Below are 18,306 nucleotides of genomic sequence, written 5' to 3'. Positions count from 1 at the left end.
GGCCTTGTCATCAGCTTGGCAAAGTCTTGCCATTACTTTGGCAAAACCGTGTCGGTGCTATGTCTATGCCTTGGCAAGGTATTCTCTGATTACCATGACTTTTTCATTTTTAATAAATATGAACGAGGAGCCGCGGATACGGAAAGCAGGTGACTCAGGTTGCGGTGTGGGGCTGATGCTGGTGCTGGTGGTGTGCGAGGAAGTGTGATATACTATTGTAGGAATTGCCGGCATTTTCTCCGTTTTATCTTTATATACCGTTGAAAATCGCTACCTTTGCAGCTCTTAACGATAAATTCATTGACACTATGATATCTGTAGAAGGACTGAAGGTAGAATTTAATGCCACTCCTCTGTTCGAAGACGTCTCTTATGTTATCAATAAGAAAGACCGTATAGCTCTTGTCGGCAAGAATGGTGCCGGTAAGTCTACCATGCTCAAGATATTGGCTGGCATTCAGCAGCCCACTGCCGGTGTTGTTGCCGTTCCCCGCGAATGTACTATCGGGTATTTGCCCCAAGTGATGATACTCAGTGACGAGCGTACTGTGATGCAGGAGGCCGAACTTGCCTTCGAGCATATTTTTGAGATGCAGGCTGATATTGAGCGTATGAACCTGCAACTTGCCGAACGTACCGACTACGACAGCGAGGATTACCAGAAACTGATTGACCGCTTCACCAACGAAAATGAACGTTTCCTGATGATGGGTGGTACCAACTACCGTGCCGAGATAGAGCGCACGCTTCAGGGGCTGGGCTTCAGCCGCGAGGACTTCGACCGCTCTACAAGCGAATTCTCCGGTGGTTGGCGCATGCGTATAGAACTTGCCAAACTGTTGCTTCGCCGTCCGGATGTGTTGCTGCTCGACGAGCCCACCAACCACCTTGATATCGAAAGTATCCAGTGGTTGGAGAACTTTCTTTCCACCCGTGCCAATGCGGTGGTGCTTGTCAGCCACGACCGTGCCTTTTTGAACAACGTCACTACGCGTACCATCGAAATAACTTGTGGACGCATTTACGACTATAAAGTGAAATATGATGAGTTCGTGGTGCTTCGCAAGGAGCGTCGGGAGCAGCAACTGCGTGCTTACGAGAATCAGCAGAAGCAGATACAAGATACGGAAGACTTTATCGAACGCTTCCGGTACAAGGCTACCAAAGCAGTGCAGGTGCAAAGTCGCATCAAGCAGCTTGAAAAGATAGAACGTATCGAGGTGGATGAAGAAGACAACTCCTCTTTGCGCCTGAAGTTCGTTTGCAGTAGTCGTAGCGGTAATTATCCTGTTATCTGCGAGGATATGGAGAAATCCTACGGTGAGCACGTTATTTTCCATGATGTGAACTTGACCATCAACCGTGGAGAGAAGGTTGCTTTTGTCGGCAAGAATGGCGAAGGTAAGTCTACGCTTGTAAAGTGTATTATGGGTGAGATTACGGATTATACCGGAAAACTTACACTGGGACATAATGTGCAGATTGGATATTTTGCCCAGAACCAGGCACAACTCTTGGATGAGAACTTGACTGTATTTGATACGATTGACCGCGTGGCCGTAGGGGATGTCCGTCTCAAAATCCGTGATATTCTGGGTGCTTTCATGTTCGGCGGTGAGGCTTCGGATAAAAAGGTGAAAGTGCTCAGCGGTGGAGAGCGCACCCGGCTTGCCATGATAAAACTGCTGTTGGAACCGGTGAATTTTCTGATTCTCGACGAACCGACGAATCATCTTGACATGCGCTCCAAAGATGTGCTGAAGGAGGCTGTTCGCGATTTTGACGGTACTGTGATAATAGTCAGTCATGACCGTGATTTCTTGGACGGACTTGCGACTAAAGTGTACGAGTTCGGTGGCGGACTGGTGAAGGAACATCTGGGAGGAATTTATGATTTCCTGCAAAAGAAGCAGATAGAGAGTCTGAATGAGTTACAGAAATCCCCTTCACTTTCCACTTCGCCCACTGCCGGAAAGGCGGCATCGGGCAGTGTCGGTGCAGAATCGGCCCAACCCTCGGCAACCAAACTCTCTTACGAGGAGCAGAAGGAGTTTAACAAGAAACTTAAGAAACTGGAACGCCGCGTTGCCGATTGTGAAGCGGAGATAGAGCAGACGGAGGCTGCCATTGCTATTCTTGAGGCCAGGATGGCTACACCGGAAGGAGCTTCGGACATGTCGCTTTATGAGCAGCACCAAAAACTGAAAGAGCAGCTTGACCGTGCGATGGAAGAGTGGGACGCGGCTACTGTAGAGTTGGAGAATCACTAACTGTTATATTTTATATATTTATGAAAGCAAATCATTTGTTACCTATTGCAGCGTTCTGTCTGATGACGGCATCCTGCAACACCGGCAAGCAGCAGGCTGAACTTACAGCAGGCATCCAGCTCGCCAATCTTGACACGACGGCTCTACCCGGAACTGACTTTTACCAATACGCATGTGGCGGTTGGATGAAGAACAATCCGATTCCTGCTGAGTACTCACAGTACGGCTCTTTTACTATCCTTGCAGAAAACAACCGTAAGCAGATTCAAGGACTGATTGAAGAACTTGCCGCCACCCAACACGAAGCCGGTAGTGTGGCACAAAAAATCGGTGACTTGTACAAAATCGTAATGGACAGCGTGAAGCTGAACAAGGACGGTGTAGCCCCCATCAAGGCTGAACTTGACCAGCTGGCTGCTTTGAAGGACAAGAAGGAGCTTTATGCTTTGCTGGGCGATATGCAGAAGAAAGGTATCATCGCCTACAACGTGCTGTATGTTGGCGCTGACGAAATGAACAGTAGCATGAATGCTGTACAGACCTATCAGACCGGGCTGAGCATGGGCGAACGCGAATACTATCTGGAAAACGATGAGGCTACTGCTAAAATTCGTGATGCTTTCCGCGCGCATGTACAGAAGATGTATCGATTGGCCGGTTTTGACGAGGCTACTGCCAAGAAAGGTATGGAGGTGGTGATGGATGTGGAAACATGTCTTGCCAAGGCTTTCCGCTCTCGTACGGAGTTGCGTGACCCGCATGCCAATTATAACAAAATGAGCATGGAAGAGCTGAAACAGAATTATCCTACTTTCGATTGGAATGCTTATTTGTCTGCCATGGGATTGAAGGATGTGAAGGAAATTATCGTAGGCCAGCCTGCTTCGCTGAAAGCTGCTGCCGATATTCTGGATACGTTGCCTATTGAACAGCAAAGCCTTTATCTGCAATGGAAATTGATTGATTCTGCCGCAAGCTTGCTGAACGATGCTATGGCAGAACAGAACTTCGACTTCTACAGCCGCACCATGAGCGGTACACAAGAAATGCAGCCCCGCTGGAAGAGAGCGGTAAGCACTGTAAGCAGTGCGCTGGGTGAAGCCGTAGGCCAGATGTACGTGGAAAAATATTTCCCTGCTGCTGCCAAGGAACGTATGGTTACTTTGGTGAAGAACTTGCAGGAAAGCCTGGGCGAACGTATCAAGAATCTTGCCTGGATGGGTGATTCTACCAAGGTGAAAGCTCTGGAAAAACTGGCTACCTTCCATGTGAAGATTGGTTATCCCGACACTTGGAAAGACTACTCCACGCTGGAAATCAAGGACGATTCTTATTGGGCAAACATGGAGCGTGCCAATGAGTGGGACCATGCCCAAATGATAGCCAAGGCCGGAAAGCCGGTGGATAAGGACGAGTGGCTGATGACTCCGCAGACTGTCAACGCTTATTACAACCCCACTACCAATGAAATCTGTTTCCCCGCCGGTATCCTGCAATATCCTTTCTTCGATATGAATGCAGATGACGCCTTTAACTACGGTGCCATCGGTGTGGTAATCGGCCATGAAATGACTCATGGATTCGATGACCAAGGCCGCCAGTACGACAAGGACGGTAACCTGAAAGACTGGTGGACTGCTGAAGACGCCAAGAACTTTGACGAACGTGCCCAGGTGATGGTAAACTTCTTTGATAGCATCGAGGTTGCTCCGGGCGTATATGCCAACGGACGCATGACATTGGGTGAGAATATTGCCGACCACGGTGGCCTGCAGGTTGCTTATCAGGCATTCAAGAAAGCTACGGCTACCAATTCGTTGCCGGTGTTGGATGGTTTCACTCCCGAACAGCGTTTCTTCCTGGCATACGCAGGTGTATGGGGCAACAATATCCGTCCCGAAGAAGTGCTGAACCGCACAAAAAGTGATGTGCACTCATTGGGCGAATGGCGTGTAAACGGTGCACTGCCGCAAATAGGTGCTTGGTATGAGGCATTTAATGTGACAGAAAAAGACCCGATGTTCTTGCCGGTAGAAAAACGTGTATCTATTTGGTAAACCAACAAAATAGCCCTTAAAAAAAGGCGGCAGACTGGAAACAGATGCCGCCTTTTTTAATTATACCTAATTTATTGTGTATGAATGTATGTATGAATAAACAAAATTTGTAACTTTGCACATCAAATACTAATATACGCATACTTTAATACGCAAATCCATGTCTGAAACAAAAAGAATCAAAACAGCTCTGGTATCAGTTTACCATAAGGAAGGTTTGGACGAAATCATTACCAAACTGCATGAAGAAGGTGTAGAGTTCCTCTCAACCGGTGGAACCCGTCAGTTTATAGAATCCCTGGGTTATCCCTGCAAGGCAGTGGAAGACCTGACTACATACCCTTCCATTCTGGGTGGACGCGTGAAGACTTTGCATCCGAAGGTTTTCGGAGGTATCCTTTGCCGCCGTGGACTGGAGCAGGATATGCAACAGATTGAAAAATATGAAATCCCCGAAATAGACCTCGTCATCGTTGACCTCTATCCGTTTGAGGCTACAGTTGCCAGTGGTGCCGAAGAACCGGCCATCATCGAAAAGATTGATATAGGTGGTATCTCCCTGATTCGTGCTGCTGCCAAGAACTACAATGATGTGGTTATCATCGCTTCGCAGGCACAATATCAGCCGTTCCGTGACATGCTGATGGAACACGGAGCCACTACTACCATCGAAGAGCGTCGTTGGTTTGCCAAAGAGGCGTTCGGAGTGTCTTCACACTATGATTCTGCCATCTTCAACTATTTTGATGGCGAGGAAAGTTCCGCTTTCCGTTGTTCTGCCAACAGCCAGAAGACTTTACGCTACGGTGAGAATCCGCACCAGAAAGGTTATTTCTATGGCAATATTGATGCTATGTTCGACCAGATTCATGGTAAGGAAATCTCTTATAACAACCTGCTCGACATCAATGCTGCCGTTGACTTGATTGATGAATTCAAAGATACTACTTTCGCTATCCTGAAACATAACAATGCCTGCGGGTTGGCTTCACGTCCCACTGTACTGGAAGCATGGAACGATGCGCTTGCCGGTGACCCGGTATCTGCTTTCGGTGGTGTACTCATCACGAACAGTGTGATAGACAAGACTGCCGCCGAAGAAATCAATAAAATTTTCTTTGAGGTGATTATTGCTCCCGATTATGATGTGGATGCGTTGGAAATTCTCGGTCAGAAGAAGAACCGTATTATCTTGGTTCGCAAGTCGGCAGCTCTGCCTAAGAAGCAGTTCCGCTCTCTGCTGAACGGTGTATTGGTTCAGGACCGCGACCTTAAGGTGGAAACTCCTGAAGAGTTGAAGACTGTAACCACAAAAGCTCCCACAGCCCAAGAAATTGAAGACATGCTCTTTGCAAACAAAATTGTGAAGAACAGTAAGTCGAATGCTATTGTGCTGGCAAAAGGCAAGCAACTGTTGGCAAGCGGTGTAGGTCAGACCAGCCGTGTGGATGCTTTGAAACAGGCTATCGAGAAAGCCAAGAACTTTGGTTTCGACCTGAATGGTGCAGTAATGGCGAGTGACGCGTTCTTCCCCTTCCCGGATTGTGTGGAGATTGCCGGTAACGAGGGAGTAACTGCTGTCATCCAGCCGGGTGGGAGTATCAAGGATGAACTCTCGTTTGAATATTGCAACGAACATGGTATTGCCATGGTAATTACCGGATTCCGTCATTTTAAGCACTAATTCGGATTTACGATTTGACGATTTACGATTTACGATTGAAGTTACATCGTAAGTCTGAATCTCAAATTGTAAACAAAAGGAATATCAATCGTAAATAGTTAAATCGTAAATATTAATGGGATTATTCTCTTTTACACAAGAAATAGCGATGGACCTTGGCACAGCCAATACCATCATCACCACGAATGGCAAGATTGTGGTGGATGAGCCTTCGGTGGTGGCCTTAGACCGTCGTACCGATAAAATGATTGCCGTGGGTGACAAGGCAAAGATGATGCATGAAAAGACCCACGAAAACATACGTACCATCCGTCCGCTGCGTGATGGTGTGATTGCAGACTTCTATGCTTGCGAGCAGATGATACGCGGACTTATCAAGATGGTGAACAACCGTAACCGTCTTTTCTCTCCGTCACTCCGCATGGTGATTGGAGTTCCTTCGGGCAGTACCGAAGTGGAGTTGCGTGCCGTGCGCGATTCTGCCGAGCATGCCGGCGGGCGCGACGTTTATTTGATTTTCGAGCCGATGGCCGCTGCCATCGGTATCGGTATCGACGTGGAGGCTCCCGAAGGCAATATGATTGTTGACATAGGTGGTGGCTCTACGGAAATTGCCGTTATCTCTTTGGGAGGTATCGTAAGCAACAACTCCATCCGTATTGCCGGTGATGACCTGACAGCCGATATTCAGGAATACATGAGCCGCCAGCACAACGTGAAGGTCAGCGAGCGTATGGCTGAGCGTATTAAGATTAATGTAGGTGCCGCCTTGACGGAACTTGGTGAAGATGCTCCCGAAGACTATATCGTTCATGGTCCGAACCGCATCACGGCATTGCCCATGGAAGTGCCGGTATGCTATCAGGAAGTGGCGCACTGCTTGGAGAAGTCTATTTCTAAGATTGAGACTGCCATCTTGAGTGCATTGGAGAATACACCTCCCGAATTGTATGCCGACATCGTCCACAACGGTATCTACCTTGCCGGCGGCGGCGCATTGCTTCGTGGCCTGGATAAGCGTCTGACTGATAAAATAAACATACCGTTCCACATTGCGGAAGACCCCTTGCATGCCGTTGCCAAAGGTACGGGCGTGGCATTGAAGAATGTTGACCGCTTCTCATTCCTGATGCGGTAATGCGGAATTTATTAAACTTTCTCATTAAATATAATTACTGGTTCCTCTTTCTTCTGTTAGAGGTAGCCAGTTTTATTTTATTATTTCGCTTCAACCATTACCAGCAGAGTGTGTATTTCACCTCTGCCAATGGCGTGGCAGGGAAGGTTTATGAGCTATCGGGTGGCATCACTTCTTATTTTCATTTGAAGACGGTCAATGAGGACTTGCTCGACCGTAATATGTGGTTGGAACAGCGACTTTCCTTTCTGGAAAATGTATTGAAAGAAAAAGGATTGGACTCCGCCAGACTGTACAGTATGGAACGGCTTGCTCCTACGGAGTATCAGGTATTCAAGGCGAATGTCATAAAGAACAGCCTGAACAAGGCTGATAATTACATCACTTTAGACCGTGGAACGACGGAAGGTATCCGTCCTGAGATGGGAGTGGTGGATGCCAATGGCGTGGTGGGTATTGTGTATAAGACCTCTCCCCATTATTCGTTGGTCATTCCGTTGTTGAACAGCAAGTCGAGCATCAGCAGCAAGATTGTGGGCAGTGATTATTTCGGTTATCTGAAATGGGAGGGAGGTGACTCCCGTTTTGCCTATCTGAAGGATTTACCCCGGCATGCTGAATTCAATCTGGGAGATACGGTAGTGACCAGTGGTTATTCTACGGTGTTTCCCGAAGGTGTCATGGTGGGGACGGTGGATGATATGTCCGATTCGCACGACGGGCTTTCCTATCTGTTGAAGATAAAGCTGGCTACGGACTTTGGAAAGCTGAGCAATGTGCGTGTCATATCCCGCACCGGGCAAGCTGAGCAAAAGGCATTGGAAGCAAAGGGGGAAGAGTAGTAATTGGTGATTGATGATTGATGATATATCGTTTAGCGTAAAAAAAGATAGCATTGTTAGTTAATTATCTGCATAAAATAGGATGGTTCATAGGCTTGGTACTGTTGCAGGTACTGATATTGAACAATGTGCATATAGCAGGATATGCCACTCCATTTCTGTACATTTACCTGATATTGAAGTTTGAGTCGGACACTCCCCGCAATGCGTTGATGTTGTGGGCATTTTTCTTGGGCTTGGCTGTCGATGTCTTTTCCGACACGCCGGGGATGAATGCTGCTGCTACGGTGTTCCTGGCTTTCTTGCGTCCCGTTTTCCTGCGCTTATTCGTGCCTCGTGACACGCTGGATACACTGGTTCCGGCTATCCGTACAATGGGGATTCTTCCTTTTCTGAAATATTTGGTTGTGAGTGTGCTGATACATCACGGCTTGTTGCTTGCCCTCGAATTTTTCTCTTTTGCCCATATCGGTACGCTGTTGTTGAGAATCGTGACAAGTACCCTGCTTACTGTGACCTGCATTATGGCTGTTGAGGGGATAAGAAAGAAAGGATAAAGGGATTAAGGATTAGGAGTTGATGAAAGATTATACATTAGAAAAGCGGAAATATGTAATCGGGGCGGCGGCTATTGTCATCGTTATTATTTACGTGTTCCGGTTGTTCGACTTGCAGATTATGACCGATGACTACAAGAAGAATGCCGACAGCAACGCTTTTCTGAACAAGATACAATATCCCTCGCGCGGGGCTATCTACGATCGTAACGGTAAGTTGCTTGTGTTTAACCAGCCGGCATACAACATTACGTTTGTTCCGCGGGAGGTGATACAGTTGGACACGCTCGACCTTTGCAGCGCCCTGAACATCACCCGTGAACAGTTTGACAAACGGATGAAGGACGTCAAGAACCGTTGGATGAATCCCGGTTATTCCAAATACACCCATCAGGTGTTTATGACGCAACTTTCTGCCGAGGAGTGCGGTGTGTTTCAGGAGAAGCTGTTCAAGTTTCAGGGTTTCTATATTCAGCGGCGCACCATCCGCCAATATACTTATAATTCTGCCGGACATGCGTTGGGGGATATTGCTGAGGTGTCCAAGCGTGATATAGAGAACGATGATTACTATATCCGTGGTGACTATATAGGCAAGCAAGGCATCGAGAAGTCTTATGAAAAGTACCTGCGTGGAGAAAAAGGGGTGGAAATCCTCTTGCGTGATGCCCATGGACGTATTCAGGGGCGCTACATGAATGGACAGTTGGATCGTCCTTCCGTGCCGGGCAAGAATTTGACCTTGGGGTTGGACATAGACTTGCAGATGCTGGGCGAACGCCTGCTGCAGAATAAAATCGGTGCAATCGTGGCCATCGAACCGGCTACGGGCGAGATTCTCTGTATGGTTTCTTCGCCTTCCTTCGACCCTCATCTGATGATTGGGCGGCAACGTGGAAAAAATCACCGGATGTTGCAGATGGACAAGCGGAAACCTTTGCTGAACCGTGCCATTATGGGGGCATATCCTCCGGGTTCTACTTTCAAGACGGCTCAGGCGCTGACGTTCCTTCAGGAAGAGATTATTCATGAGGATTATCCGGCTTATCCTTGTGCGCATGGCTTCAACTATGGAAGTTTGCATGTAGGATGCCATGCGCATGGCTCCCCGTTGCCACTGGTACCTGCCATCGCCACTTCGTGTAACTCTTATTTCTGCTGGGGGCTGTTCCGTATGTTCGGTGACAAGAAGTATGGTTCGCCACAGAATGCGATTACGGTATGGAAAGACCACATGGTGTCGCAGGGGTTCGGCTATCGGCTCGGTACCGATCTTCCTGGTGAGCAGCGTGGCTTTATTCCCAATGCCCAATTTTATGATAAGACGTATCGGGGCTCTTGGAACGGGCTGACAGTTATCAGTATCTCCATCGGGCAGGGTGAGATTACCGCTACTCCGTTGCAGATTGCTAATTTGGGTGCGACCATTGCCAACCGGGGACATTTCATCACTCCGCATATCGTAAAGGAGATAGAGGACAATGAGCTCGACACTCTTTATCGTAATCCCCGCTATCCCATTGTCGACCGTGAGTATTATGAGATGGTGGTGAAGGGTATGCGTGCCGCCGTTACGGGAGGGACATGCCGTGTGGCAGGTGCTATCTTGCCCGGTATAGAGGTGTGTGGTAAGACGGGTACGGCGCAGAACCGTGGCAAAGACCATTCCGTTTTCATGGGCTTTGCCCCGATGGATAATCCCAAGATAGCCATTGCGGTGTATGTGGAGAACGGTGGTTTCGGTGCTACGTATGGAGTGCCTATCGGTGCAATGATGATGGATCAGTACCTGCATGGAAAACTGTCGCCCGAGAACGAGATACGGGCAGAAGAATTCAGCAACCGTGTGATACTCTACGGTGATGAGGAGAGATGATGGAGAGGAATCAAGGATGAGTAACTCCAATCGTAAATTGTAAATCGTAAAATAGTGAATAAATTGGTGACGCGGAAAGATAGTATGTGGAAATCATTGGACTGGGTGACGATTGTCGTTTACCTGCTGCTGATTGTATTCGGCTGGTTCAGTGTCTGTGGAGCGAGTTATGATTATGGTGACCGTGACTTTCTGGACTTCTCCACCCGTGCCGGCAAGCAGTTCGTCTGGATTATATGTTCCTTCGGGCTGGGGTTTGTATTGCTGATGCTGGACGATTCCCTCTATGACATGTTCTCCTACCTTATATATATAGGGCTGATGCTGTTGCTGATTGTCACGATATTCATTGCGCCCGACACGAAAGGATCGCGGTCGTGGATTATCCTGGGACCGGTCAGTTTGCAACCGGCGGAATTTGCCAAGTTTGCCACGGCGCTGGCGCTGGCCAAGTATATGAGTGCCTACTCGTTTACGATGAAGAACTGGAAAAGCTCCCTTATGCTGGCTTTTTTGATTCTCTTCCCCATGTTGCTGATTATCCTGCAGCGGGAGACGGGTTCGGCATTGGTGTACTCTGCATTTTTTCTGATGCTTTATCGGGAGGGAATGCCGGGCGTGGTGCTCTTTTCGGGTATATGTGCGGTGGTCTACTTTGTAGTGGGCATCCGTTTTGATGCGGTAATGATTGCCGATACGCCGACGCCTATCGGAGAGTTTGCCGTACTGCTGATGGTGCTGCTCTTTGCCGGAGGCATGGTGTGGGTTTATAAAAAGCGTTGGGAACCCACGCGGAATATCATCGGTGGTTCGTTGGGACTGCTACTTGTGGCTTATCTGACTTCGGAATACGTGGTACCCTTCAACTTGGTGTGGGTACAGTGGGGGCTTTGTGCACTTGTTGTCGGGTATCTTATCTTTCTTTCTTTAAGCGAGCGCCATTTATCTTATTTTCTAATCGGGCTGTTTGCCTTGGGTTCGATAGGTTTTCTCTACTCCAGCGACTACTTCTTCAATAAAGTGCTGGAACCTCATCAGCAGATACGTATCAAGGTGGTACTTGGCATGGAGGAGGACCTTGCAGGCGCCGGCTATAACGTAAACCAGTCGAAGATAGCCATTGGCTCCGGGGGCCTGACCGGCAAAGGTTTCTTGAACGGTACGCAGACAAAGCTGAAGTATGTGCCGGAGCAAGATACGGACTTCATCTTTTGCACCGTGGGCGAGGAGGAAGGATTCGTAGGGTCTACGGCTGTACTGTTACTGTTCCTTATTCTTGTCTTACGGCTGATTGCTGTGGCCGAGCGGCAGCAATCTCCCTTTGGCCGGGTATACGGCTACTCTGTGCTTAGCATATTCTTATTCCATTTATTCATCAATATAGGTATGGTGCTGGGACTGACTCCTGTTATCGGTATCCCATTGCCTTTCTTCAGTTATGGAGGTTCGTCTCTTTGGGGGTTCACTATCCTGTTGTTTATTTTCCTACGGATTGATGCGGGACGTAATCGCCGAATTTAGTTGTGATTCCGTTTTCTTGTGGAATATGCGAATGGGCCTGATTATCATTACATTGCATTTACACATTGTTTACATGAGGCAAGAGGGTCAGTTATGAGAGCTCGTCAGTTTCCCCTTCGAGGAGATGTGAGTGGGAGACTGAGACAGTTGTTAGAAAAGGTAATAAAGCAGAATAGGGAGCTCCTATCTCTTCAGTTTGATGCCGATGTCATTGATTCCTTGCAGTCTGTCGTCCGGTAGCGTATAGGCCACCTTAAAAAGGTAGGTGCCGGGTTTGCCGATTCGAATGCTTCCTGCGGAAACGGCAGTCTGATAGAGACCTCCCCAGCCATCACCTTTCCAGACTCCTTCTTTGTCTGCCAGAATTAGCTGTATGGTGTCTGCAGGTGCCGGGATGGAATCTGGGGTGGTGTAGCAGATGGATAGAGGCAGGTTTTGATAAGGGTAGTTGTTTCGGTTGCGCACTTCCAAAGACAGTTTGTAATAGGTCAGTGAGTCGGTGACCTTCACGTCGAAAGAGAGTGTGTCTTTGCGCAACCAGCCTTCGGTGGGGAGGGATTGGAAGGAATGGTATACAGTCTGTTTGTCGCAAGCGCTCAGCAGGCTTGCGGCAAACAGTAGTATGATACCTTTCAGGCAGAGATTTCTATTCTTGAGTCGGTTTGTCATTTTGGGCAGGTCTTTCACCTTGAGGTTTAGGCTTATTGTTACGGGGCGGACGACGGTTGTTATTGTTCCTTTGTTGACGTTCGCCTTGTTGCTGGTCACCCTGTTTGGGGGCTTGCCGGTCTTGTTTTTGCCTCGGTTGCCGGTCTTGCCAGGATTGTTCTCTCTGACTGTTGGCTTGGGGAGCACTCTGTTGCGGACGACCGTTTCCACTCTTTTTCTTTTTCCTGTTACGGTTGTTGTTGCTGTTTTCGCCACCGTTGCCGTCACCGCCACCCTTGCCTTTACGGTTACGGTCAAAGCGGGTGAGGCTCTCTTGTTCCAGCAAGTCTACCGGCTTTTTAGGTTCGGAGCGATGGTTTTCTTCTGTCAGGCTGTCGGGCTTGATGCCGCGTCTGTTCAAGCCGATGACCTCAAAAGCCCGTCTGCCGCTGATGGTCACCAGGTTGGCGGGGATATTCTTGTCGCTCGAGTAGGTTATCAGATTGCTCAGGATGTCAGCCTTGAAGAAGAAGAACTCGCCATCCTTCGTTTCCAGGGTAATCTCACGTGAGGGCAGACGCTTTTGTGCTTCCACGTAACAGTCCACTTCGTAGTTGAGGCAGCATTTCAGCTTGGCGCATTGGCCGGCAAGCTTCTGCGGATTCAGGGATATGTCTTGGAAACGCGCCGCGCTGGTAGATACCGATACGAAGGAGGTCATCCAGGTGGCGCAGCAGAGTTCGCGTCCGCAAGGACCGATGCCACCGATGCGTCCTGCTTCTTGGCGGGCGCCTATCTGTTTCATCTCGATGCGTACGTGGAAGGCGTCGGCAAGAACCTTGATGAGCTGGCGGAAGTCCACCCGCTCGTCGGCGATGTAGTAGAAGATGGCCTTGTTGCCGTCTCCCTGATATTCCACGTCGCCAATCTTCATGTTGAGGTCGAGGTCCAAGGCTATCTGACGCGAACGTATCATGGTTGAGTGTTCGCGGGCTTTAGCCTCGTTGTACTTCTCCATATCCACAGGTTTCGCCTTGCGGTAAATGCGTTTGATGTCTGCCTCGGACTTGATATTGGTCTTCTTCATTTGTAGCGGTACGAGTCGTCCGGTCAGGGTTACCACACCGATGTCATGTCCGGGGGTGGCTTCTACGGCTACGATGTCGCCTTTCTCCAGAGGTATCTTGTTGCTGTTGCGGAAATAACCCTTGCGAGTATTCTTGAACTGAACCTCTACCAGCTCACTTTCATTGGCATTGCCCGGAATGTCTGCCAGCCAGTCGTAGGTGTTCAGTTGCTTGTCCTGCCTGCCGCAACTCTTGCAGCACAGGCCTCCGCTTCCGTTATGTAGTTTAAATTCCATCATCTGATTTATTTACTATTTGACTATTTACTATTTGATACTTTGCATTTCATTGTTTTGCCACCTTTCATTGTTTCAACAGCACAATCATCTTTAGCGAGAAGTCGAAGAACACCATGCGGGCGTTTACGTTCTGCTCGATGTGGCGTTGTGCCTCACTTAGTTCGTCCATGATACCCATGACATTCCGTTCGTTGACAAAGGGGGCGAAACGGGTGGCGAAGTTTTGTTCGGGCAACGTCATGTAGTTCATCTCCTTACGATGCAGGTTGTAGATGAAGTTCTCGCGGGTCATACGCTGGCAGTAGTCCAGGAAGTTTTTCTGCCGTTCGCGTCCCATGGCGGCAAGTTGCTCGCTCCATTGTTTCATTTCCCGTATCTTGCGCTGGTAGGAGAGACGCATCAAGCTGACAAAGAGATTGAAGAACAGTTCGTTCTCCTCATTCAGGTGGATGGTTTCCAGCGCTTTGATGAAGTCGCCGTTTGCCAGATGGGCTATCGTCTCGCTGTCGTGGGGCTGCACTCCGTATTTCTGCTGCAGGGCTTCGGCTATGTCGGCTTCTTCAATCTTGGGGATGTTGAAGCGCTGCGTGCGGCTGAGGATGGTAGGCAGTATCATTTCCGGAGCTTCGGAGATGAGGAGAAATATCGTTCTTTCGGGTGGCTCTTCCAGTAGCTTCAGTAGCTTGTTGGCGCAGACCTCGTGCATTTTTTCGGGTAGCCATACGATGGTCACTTTGTAGCCTCCTTCGCTGGACTTCAGGCTGAGTTTGCGAGTTATCTCATCACTCTCTTTGGCGTAGATGATGGCTTGTCCGTTTTCGGCATCCATTTCGTTCAGCCAATGGTTCAGCCCGAAATAGGGACTGTTCAGCAGAAGGCGTCGCCAGTTGGCGATATAATCGTCGCAGACTTCCTTTTTCCCTTTGGCGCTTTTGACGATAGGGTATACGAAGTGTACGTCGGGATGCACCAGCTTGTTCCATTTCACGCAGGAAGGGCAGGTGCCGCATGCATCGGTTTCCGTCCGGTGGGGACAGCAGAGATAGCGGGCATAGGCAAGTGCCAATGGGAGTTTTCCTACTCCGGCAGAGCCGCAGAAAAGTTGTGCGTGGGGGATGCGTCCTTCCTGCACTTCTTGTATCAGCCTTTGTTTGGCTGCCTCTTGACCTATTATCTCCTTGAAACTGAACACGGGTTAATTAGTTATGAGTTATTACTTGTGACACTGCCAGTTGCCAATTGTCAACTATCAGTCATCCATTGTTTAGTAGATTTGTTTGGCTACTTCCCTGATGCTGTCTGTGGCTCCTACCGAGTAGAAGTGGAGGCTTGGGACGCCATGGGCTATCAGCTCTTTGCACTGCTGCACGCACCATTCGATACCCACTTGCTGAGTTTCCGCATCGGTGTTGCACTTCAGAACCTCTTGGGTCAGTTCCTCGGGAAGGTCGACTTTGAAAGTCTTTGGTATCATGCTGAGTTGTGACAGCTTCTTGAAGGGCTTGATGCCCGGGATAATCGGGATGGTGACACCGGCTTGACGGGCGCGCTTCACGAAGTCGAAATATTTCCGGTTGTCGTAGAAGAGCTGGGTCACGGCATACTCCGCACCCATTTCCATTTTCTTCTTCAGCCAGTGGATGTCAGTATCCATATTGGGAGCTTCTTCATGCTTTTCCGGATAGCATGCCACACCGTATGAAAACGGGGTATTGGTGACTTTCATCTCGGAGCCGTCCACAAAGATGCCTTTGTTGAAGTTATTGATTTGTTCCTGTAGTTCGATGGCGTGGTGATAACCGTTGCCCACGGGGATAAACGAGGATTCGTGCTTTGCCTTGTCCCCACGAAGTACCAGCAGGTCGGTGATGCCGAGGAATTGCAGGTCGAGCAGCACGTACTCCGTCTCCTCGCGGGTGAAACCGCTGCAAAGGATGTGCGGTACCATGGTGATGTTGTATTTATTCTGGATGGCAGCGGCTACGGCTACGGTTCCGGGGCGGCGGCGCAGGCGGTTTCGCTGGAACAATCCGTTGCCGAGGTCTTTGTACACATATTCGCTGCGGTGCGTGGTGATGTTGATATATTTAGGGTCGAATTCCCGTAACGTATCTATGGTCTGATACAGCTTTTCGATGCCCGTACCTTTCAGTGGTGGCAATATTTCAAAGGAAAAAGCTGTTCTTTCGTTACTGTTTATCAGGTCGATTACTCTCATTTCTTTTTCGTTATCTTTGTCCGGTTGGCAAGAAACTTGCACATTGGGAACAAAAATACGAAAAAGAAATGAGAAATGCCGGAATTGCCGGCTATTCTTTTATACAGCGAATGGAAAGGGCTTTATAATAGGGCTTGCCGGTGACATGGGCGGTGCTTTTGACAAACTCGTTGCTTTCGCCGAGAAAGTAAAAGGTGCTTTCCGAAAGTGTATGCTTTGTGTAGTCCCAACTCCAAAAGGCGGTCATCTTGTTTGGGCTGTTGTGGCTCTTGTTGTACCACATTCCTACGGGGAAAGCATTGAATCGGGTATGGTTGTTGACGGGGACAACTTCGCCGGATACCATTACCTGCCATTCTCCTGCTTTTAGTATGGAGGTATCGTTGTCGGTGTAGTTTTTCAGTTGCTCCCAGTCTGCATCCGATGGAATTTTCCAGCCTTCGGGAGCCAACTCTCCTGCCAGTATGGCTTCTCCATTGTAAAAATAAATATCATATTTGTCCGGCTTGTAATATCCGGCTTTGTCCGTTCCCAAGTCAATCTGTTTTTTCAGGGGAGTTCCGTCACGGTAGGTGGTGGCATGAAGCTCTCCACCCATCCAGTATTGGGCTCCAATCTTGACAATGGGGTATTCGGTAGACACTCCTTTTCTGATGTCTCGAAGGGTGTAGCATGCCACATTCACTTTGATGGCGTTTTCCGGCTTTTCCAGAAGCAGCTTATGGTTGTTGTCTATATAGAGCTTATCTATGCCGGTAGATTTCCCTTTTGTGTAGGTAAATCCATAGTCGTCTGTATTCCAGCTTATTCTTCCTCCGCAGATGCTGTCTTTACGGTCTGCGAGTTGTAGGATGATTCCATTGCTCAGGTCGGTCTCTTCATTTTCACCTATGGGATAGGCTATAATGGCTCTGGAAGTCAATGACGCTGATTTGAGATATTCCCTACATACTTCTGCAACGGGTACTCCTTCGTGATAAATTCTGTATACATTTGAAAGAGAAAAGGAGAGAGCGGAGATATGTATGGCAGTGTAATCTTCCATATTGTCGGTGTCAATGGGAGGGAGGCTGCTCCATTCCTTGATTTTTCCGGCAAAGCTGCTCAGTACGTTGCTGTTGCTCTGCATGGCTGATATGTTGATGGTACATTGGGTGCTGCTGTTCATTTCCACGTCGGGTATTGCACAACTGTATATACGTCCGTTCCACTCCATAATGAAGGATTGTTTGCCGTCGTTTATCGTTTGGGGTATGATGATGAATTCCTTGCCGGTAAGTTTGTTGTCTTTGACGTTCCACTCGCCGGAGGCTATGATGTCTTGTGTTCCTGCAAGATTACTGAAAGTCCCGTCCTCCAGATTATAATCGGCCGAGGTCTTGAGCCCGGTTGCGATGATGCGCGGATTGGCTTTCAGCAAATCATTGGCGGAGTTGCTTGCGTCAGGAGTCAAAGAAATTGCCAGTTTGGACAGCTTGTGCTGGAACTCCAAGGTTACAGATTTGGTCTTATTGGTGATTCCTTGCGCTTTGGCTACCAAAAAGTCACTTTGTGCGCGGTTCTTCTCATTGCTTTGGTCTGTCTGTACGGATACGGGAAGGACGGACGTACCGGTGGCTACCCCTTCGGTTTGGTAAGGGTGGTAACTGATAAAGTCCAGTGGTACATCTCCTTCCGGATAGAATACTGTCTTTTTGGCAACCAGTGTGGAGCCTTCCGTATATTCCAGAACCAGATTGTCAATATACCGTTTTCCCTTGATGGAGCCGGAGGAAGTGGTTGCAAACAAACCCATTCTGTCTCCTTTTTCAAAGGTGGTGTTTGTGACCTTGGTGTTTGCCTTTTCCATTTTGATAGAGAACGTAATAGGTATCGTCCCTTCCTTAATTTCCACTTCTGGTTCTTCATCAATCCGATTCACACAAGCTGTATTTCCTAAGGACATGCAGCAGAATAAAGAGGCTGCTAAGACTCCTTTTGCAAGAATAAGTTTTTTCATTGTATTATTATTGCGGGGCAACGGTTTTTCCGCTTTCCCAGTTATACTTAATAGACCTTGTCTTAACTTAAAATGAGGATTTAGCAGAGCTATAACTGGTATGGAAAAGTCTTTTACGCTTTTGAATGCT

The 18,306-nt window shown here is 48.5% G+C and carries 13 protein-coding genes; 8 read left to right on the top strand and 5 right to left on the bottom strand.

Annotation, left to right across the window (positions count from 1 at the left end):
- Window positions 1-308: 308 nt before the first annotated feature.
- From HU824_RS07275 to rodA, 8 genes are all read left to right on the top strand, one after another.
- Window positions 309-2,270 carry an ABC-F family ATP-binding cassette domain-containing protein gene (locus HU824_RS07275; protein ID WP_176468503.1) on the top strand — a complete coding sequence of 654 codons (1,962 nt, stop codon included), beginning with the start codon at window positions 309-311 and terminating at the stop codon, window positions 2,268-2,270.
- A 20-nt stretch (window positions 2,271-2,290) separates the two neighbouring features.
- On the top strand, window positions 2,291-4,327 hold the full coding sequence (locus tag HU824_RS07270; RefSeq protein ID WP_176468502.1) for a M13 family metallopeptidase: 2,037 nt from the start codon (window positions 2,291-2,293) through the stop codon (window positions 4,325-4,327).
- A gap of 160 nt (window positions 4,328-4,487) precedes the next feature.
- A complete protein-coding gene (gene purH, locus HU824_RS07265) occupies window positions 4,488-6,011 on the top strand; it encodes a bifunctional phosphoribosylaminoimidazolecarboxamide formyltransferase/IMP cyclohydrolase (RefSeq protein ID WP_136009744.1) in 1,524 nt (507 codons plus the stop codon).
- A gap of 115 nt (window positions 6,012-6,126) precedes the next feature.
- Entirely contained in the window at window positions 6,127-7,149 is a 1,023-nt protein-coding gene (locus HU824_RS07260) for a rod shape-determining protein (protein WP_005828544.1), read from the top strand.
- The gene (gene mreC, locus HU824_RS07255) at window positions 7,149-7,991 is read left to right on the top strand and encodes a rod shape-determining protein MreC (protein ID WP_136009745.1); all 843 of its coding nucleotides are present in this window, start codon (window positions 7,149-7,151) and stop codon (window positions 7,989-7,991) included. Before HU824_RS07260 ends, mreC begins: the two co-directional genes overlap by 1 nt.
- Window positions 7,992-8,044: 53 nt before the next feature.
- Window positions 8,045-8,548, top strand: coding sequence for a rod shape-determining protein MreD (mreD, locus tag HU824_RS07250; RefSeq protein ID WP_176468501.1), 504 nt, complete (start codon window positions 8,045-8,047; stop codon window positions 8,546-8,548).
- A 19-nt stretch (window positions 8,549-8,567) separates the two neighbouring features.
- The gene (gene mrdA / locus HU824_RS07245; protein ID WP_176468500.1) at window positions 8,568-10,424 is read left to right on the top strand and encodes a penicillin-binding protein 2; all 1,857 of its coding nucleotides are present in this window, start codon (window positions 8,568-8,570) and stop codon (window positions 10,422-10,424) included.
- Between the two features lie 63 nt (window positions 10,425-10,487).
- Window positions 10,488-11,945, top strand: a complete 1,458-nt coding sequence (rodA, locus tag HU824_RS07240) for a rod shape-determining protein RodA (protein WP_136009790.1) — start codon at window positions 10,488-10,490, stop codon at window positions 11,943-11,945.
- A 183-nt stretch (window positions 11,946-12,128) separates the two neighbouring features.
- Here rodA and HU824_RS07235 read toward each other — a convergent pair whose 3' ends face one another.
- The 5 genes from HU824_RS07235 to HU824_RS07215 all read right to left on the bottom strand — a co-directional run bounded on the left by HU824_RS07235 (window position 12,129) and on the right by HU824_RS07215 (window position 18,176).
- Window positions 12,129-12,614 (bottom strand): gliding motility lipoprotein GldH, encoded by a 486-nt coding sequence (locus HU824_RS07235; RefSeq protein ID WP_176468499.1) that lies wholly within the window; start codon window positions 12,612-12,614, stop codon window positions 12,129-12,131.
- Complete coding sequence (locus HU824_RS07230) at window positions 12,592-13,956, bottom strand: regulatory iron-sulfur-containing complex subunit RicT (protein WP_176468515.1); 1,365 nt, start codon at window positions 13,954-13,956, stop codon at window positions 12,592-12,594. The genes HU824_RS07235 and HU824_RS07230 overlap by 23 nt, the downstream gene beginning before the upstream one ends.
- A 67-nt stretch (window positions 13,957-14,023) precedes the next feature.
- Entirely contained in the window at window positions 14,024-15,151 is a 1,128-nt protein-coding gene (holB, locus tag HU824_RS07225) for a DNA polymerase III subunit delta' (RefSeq protein WP_176468498.1), read from the bottom strand.
- A 72-nt stretch (window positions 15,152-15,223) separates the two neighbouring features.
- Window positions 15,224-16,177 carry a methylenetetrahydrofolate reductase [NAD(P)H] gene (gene metF / locus HU824_RS07220; protein ID WP_176468497.1) on the bottom strand — a complete coding sequence of 318 codons (954 nt, stop codon included), beginning with the start codon at window positions 16,175-16,177 and terminating at the stop codon, window positions 15,224-15,226.
- 91 nt (window positions 16,178-16,268) lie between these two features.
- Complete coding sequence (locus HU824_RS07215) at window positions 16,269-18,176, bottom strand: fimbrillin family protein (RefSeq protein WP_176468496.1); 1,908 nt, start codon at window positions 18,174-18,176, stop codon at window positions 16,269-16,271.
- Window positions 18,177-18,306: the final 130 nt, after the last annotated feature.

This window comes from Bacteroides sp. L10-4 (assembly GCF_013373675.1).
Lineage (GTDB): Bacteria > Bacteroidota > Bacteroidia > Bacteroidales > Bacteroidaceae > Bacteroides > Bacteroides muris.
The sequence above is the reverse complement of the archived record's forward strand: the minus strand, read 5'-3'. Positions and strand labels throughout refer to the sequence as shown.

Coding starts and splice junctions, on each gene's coding strand:
- HU824_RS07275 (WP_176468503.1), top strand. CDS start 309: ATGATATCTGTAGAAGGACTGAAGGTAGAATTTAATGCCACTCCTCTG.
- HU824_RS07215 (WP_176468496.1), bottom strand. CDS start 18,176: ATGAAAAAACTTATTCTTGCAAAAGGAGTCTTAGCAGCCTCTTTATTC.
- HU824_RS07235 (WP_176468499.1), bottom strand. CDS start 12,614: ATGACAAACCGACTCAAGAATAGAAATCTCTGCCTGAAAGGTATCATA.
- purH (WP_136009744.1), top strand. CDS start 4,488: ATGTCTGAAACAAAAAGAATCAAAACAGCTCTGGTATCAGTTTACCAT.
- HU824_RS07270 (WP_176468502.1), top strand. CDS start 2,291: ATGAAAGCAAATCATTTGTTACCTATTGCAGCGTTCTGTCTGATGACG.
- HU824_RS07230 (WP_176468515.1), bottom strand. CDS start 13,956: ATGGAATTTAAACTACATAACGGAAGCGGAGGCCTGTGCTGCAAGAGT.
- mreC (WP_136009745.1), top strand. CDS start 7,149: ATGCGGAATTTATTAAACTTTCTCATTAAATATAATTACTGGTTCCTC.
- HU824_RS07260 (WP_005828544.1), top strand. CDS start 6,127: ATGGGATTATTCTCTTTTACACAAGAAATAGCGATGGACCTTGGCACA.
- metF (WP_176468497.1), bottom strand. CDS start 16,177: ATGAGAGTAATCGACCTGATAAACAGTAACGAAAGAACAGCTTTTTCC.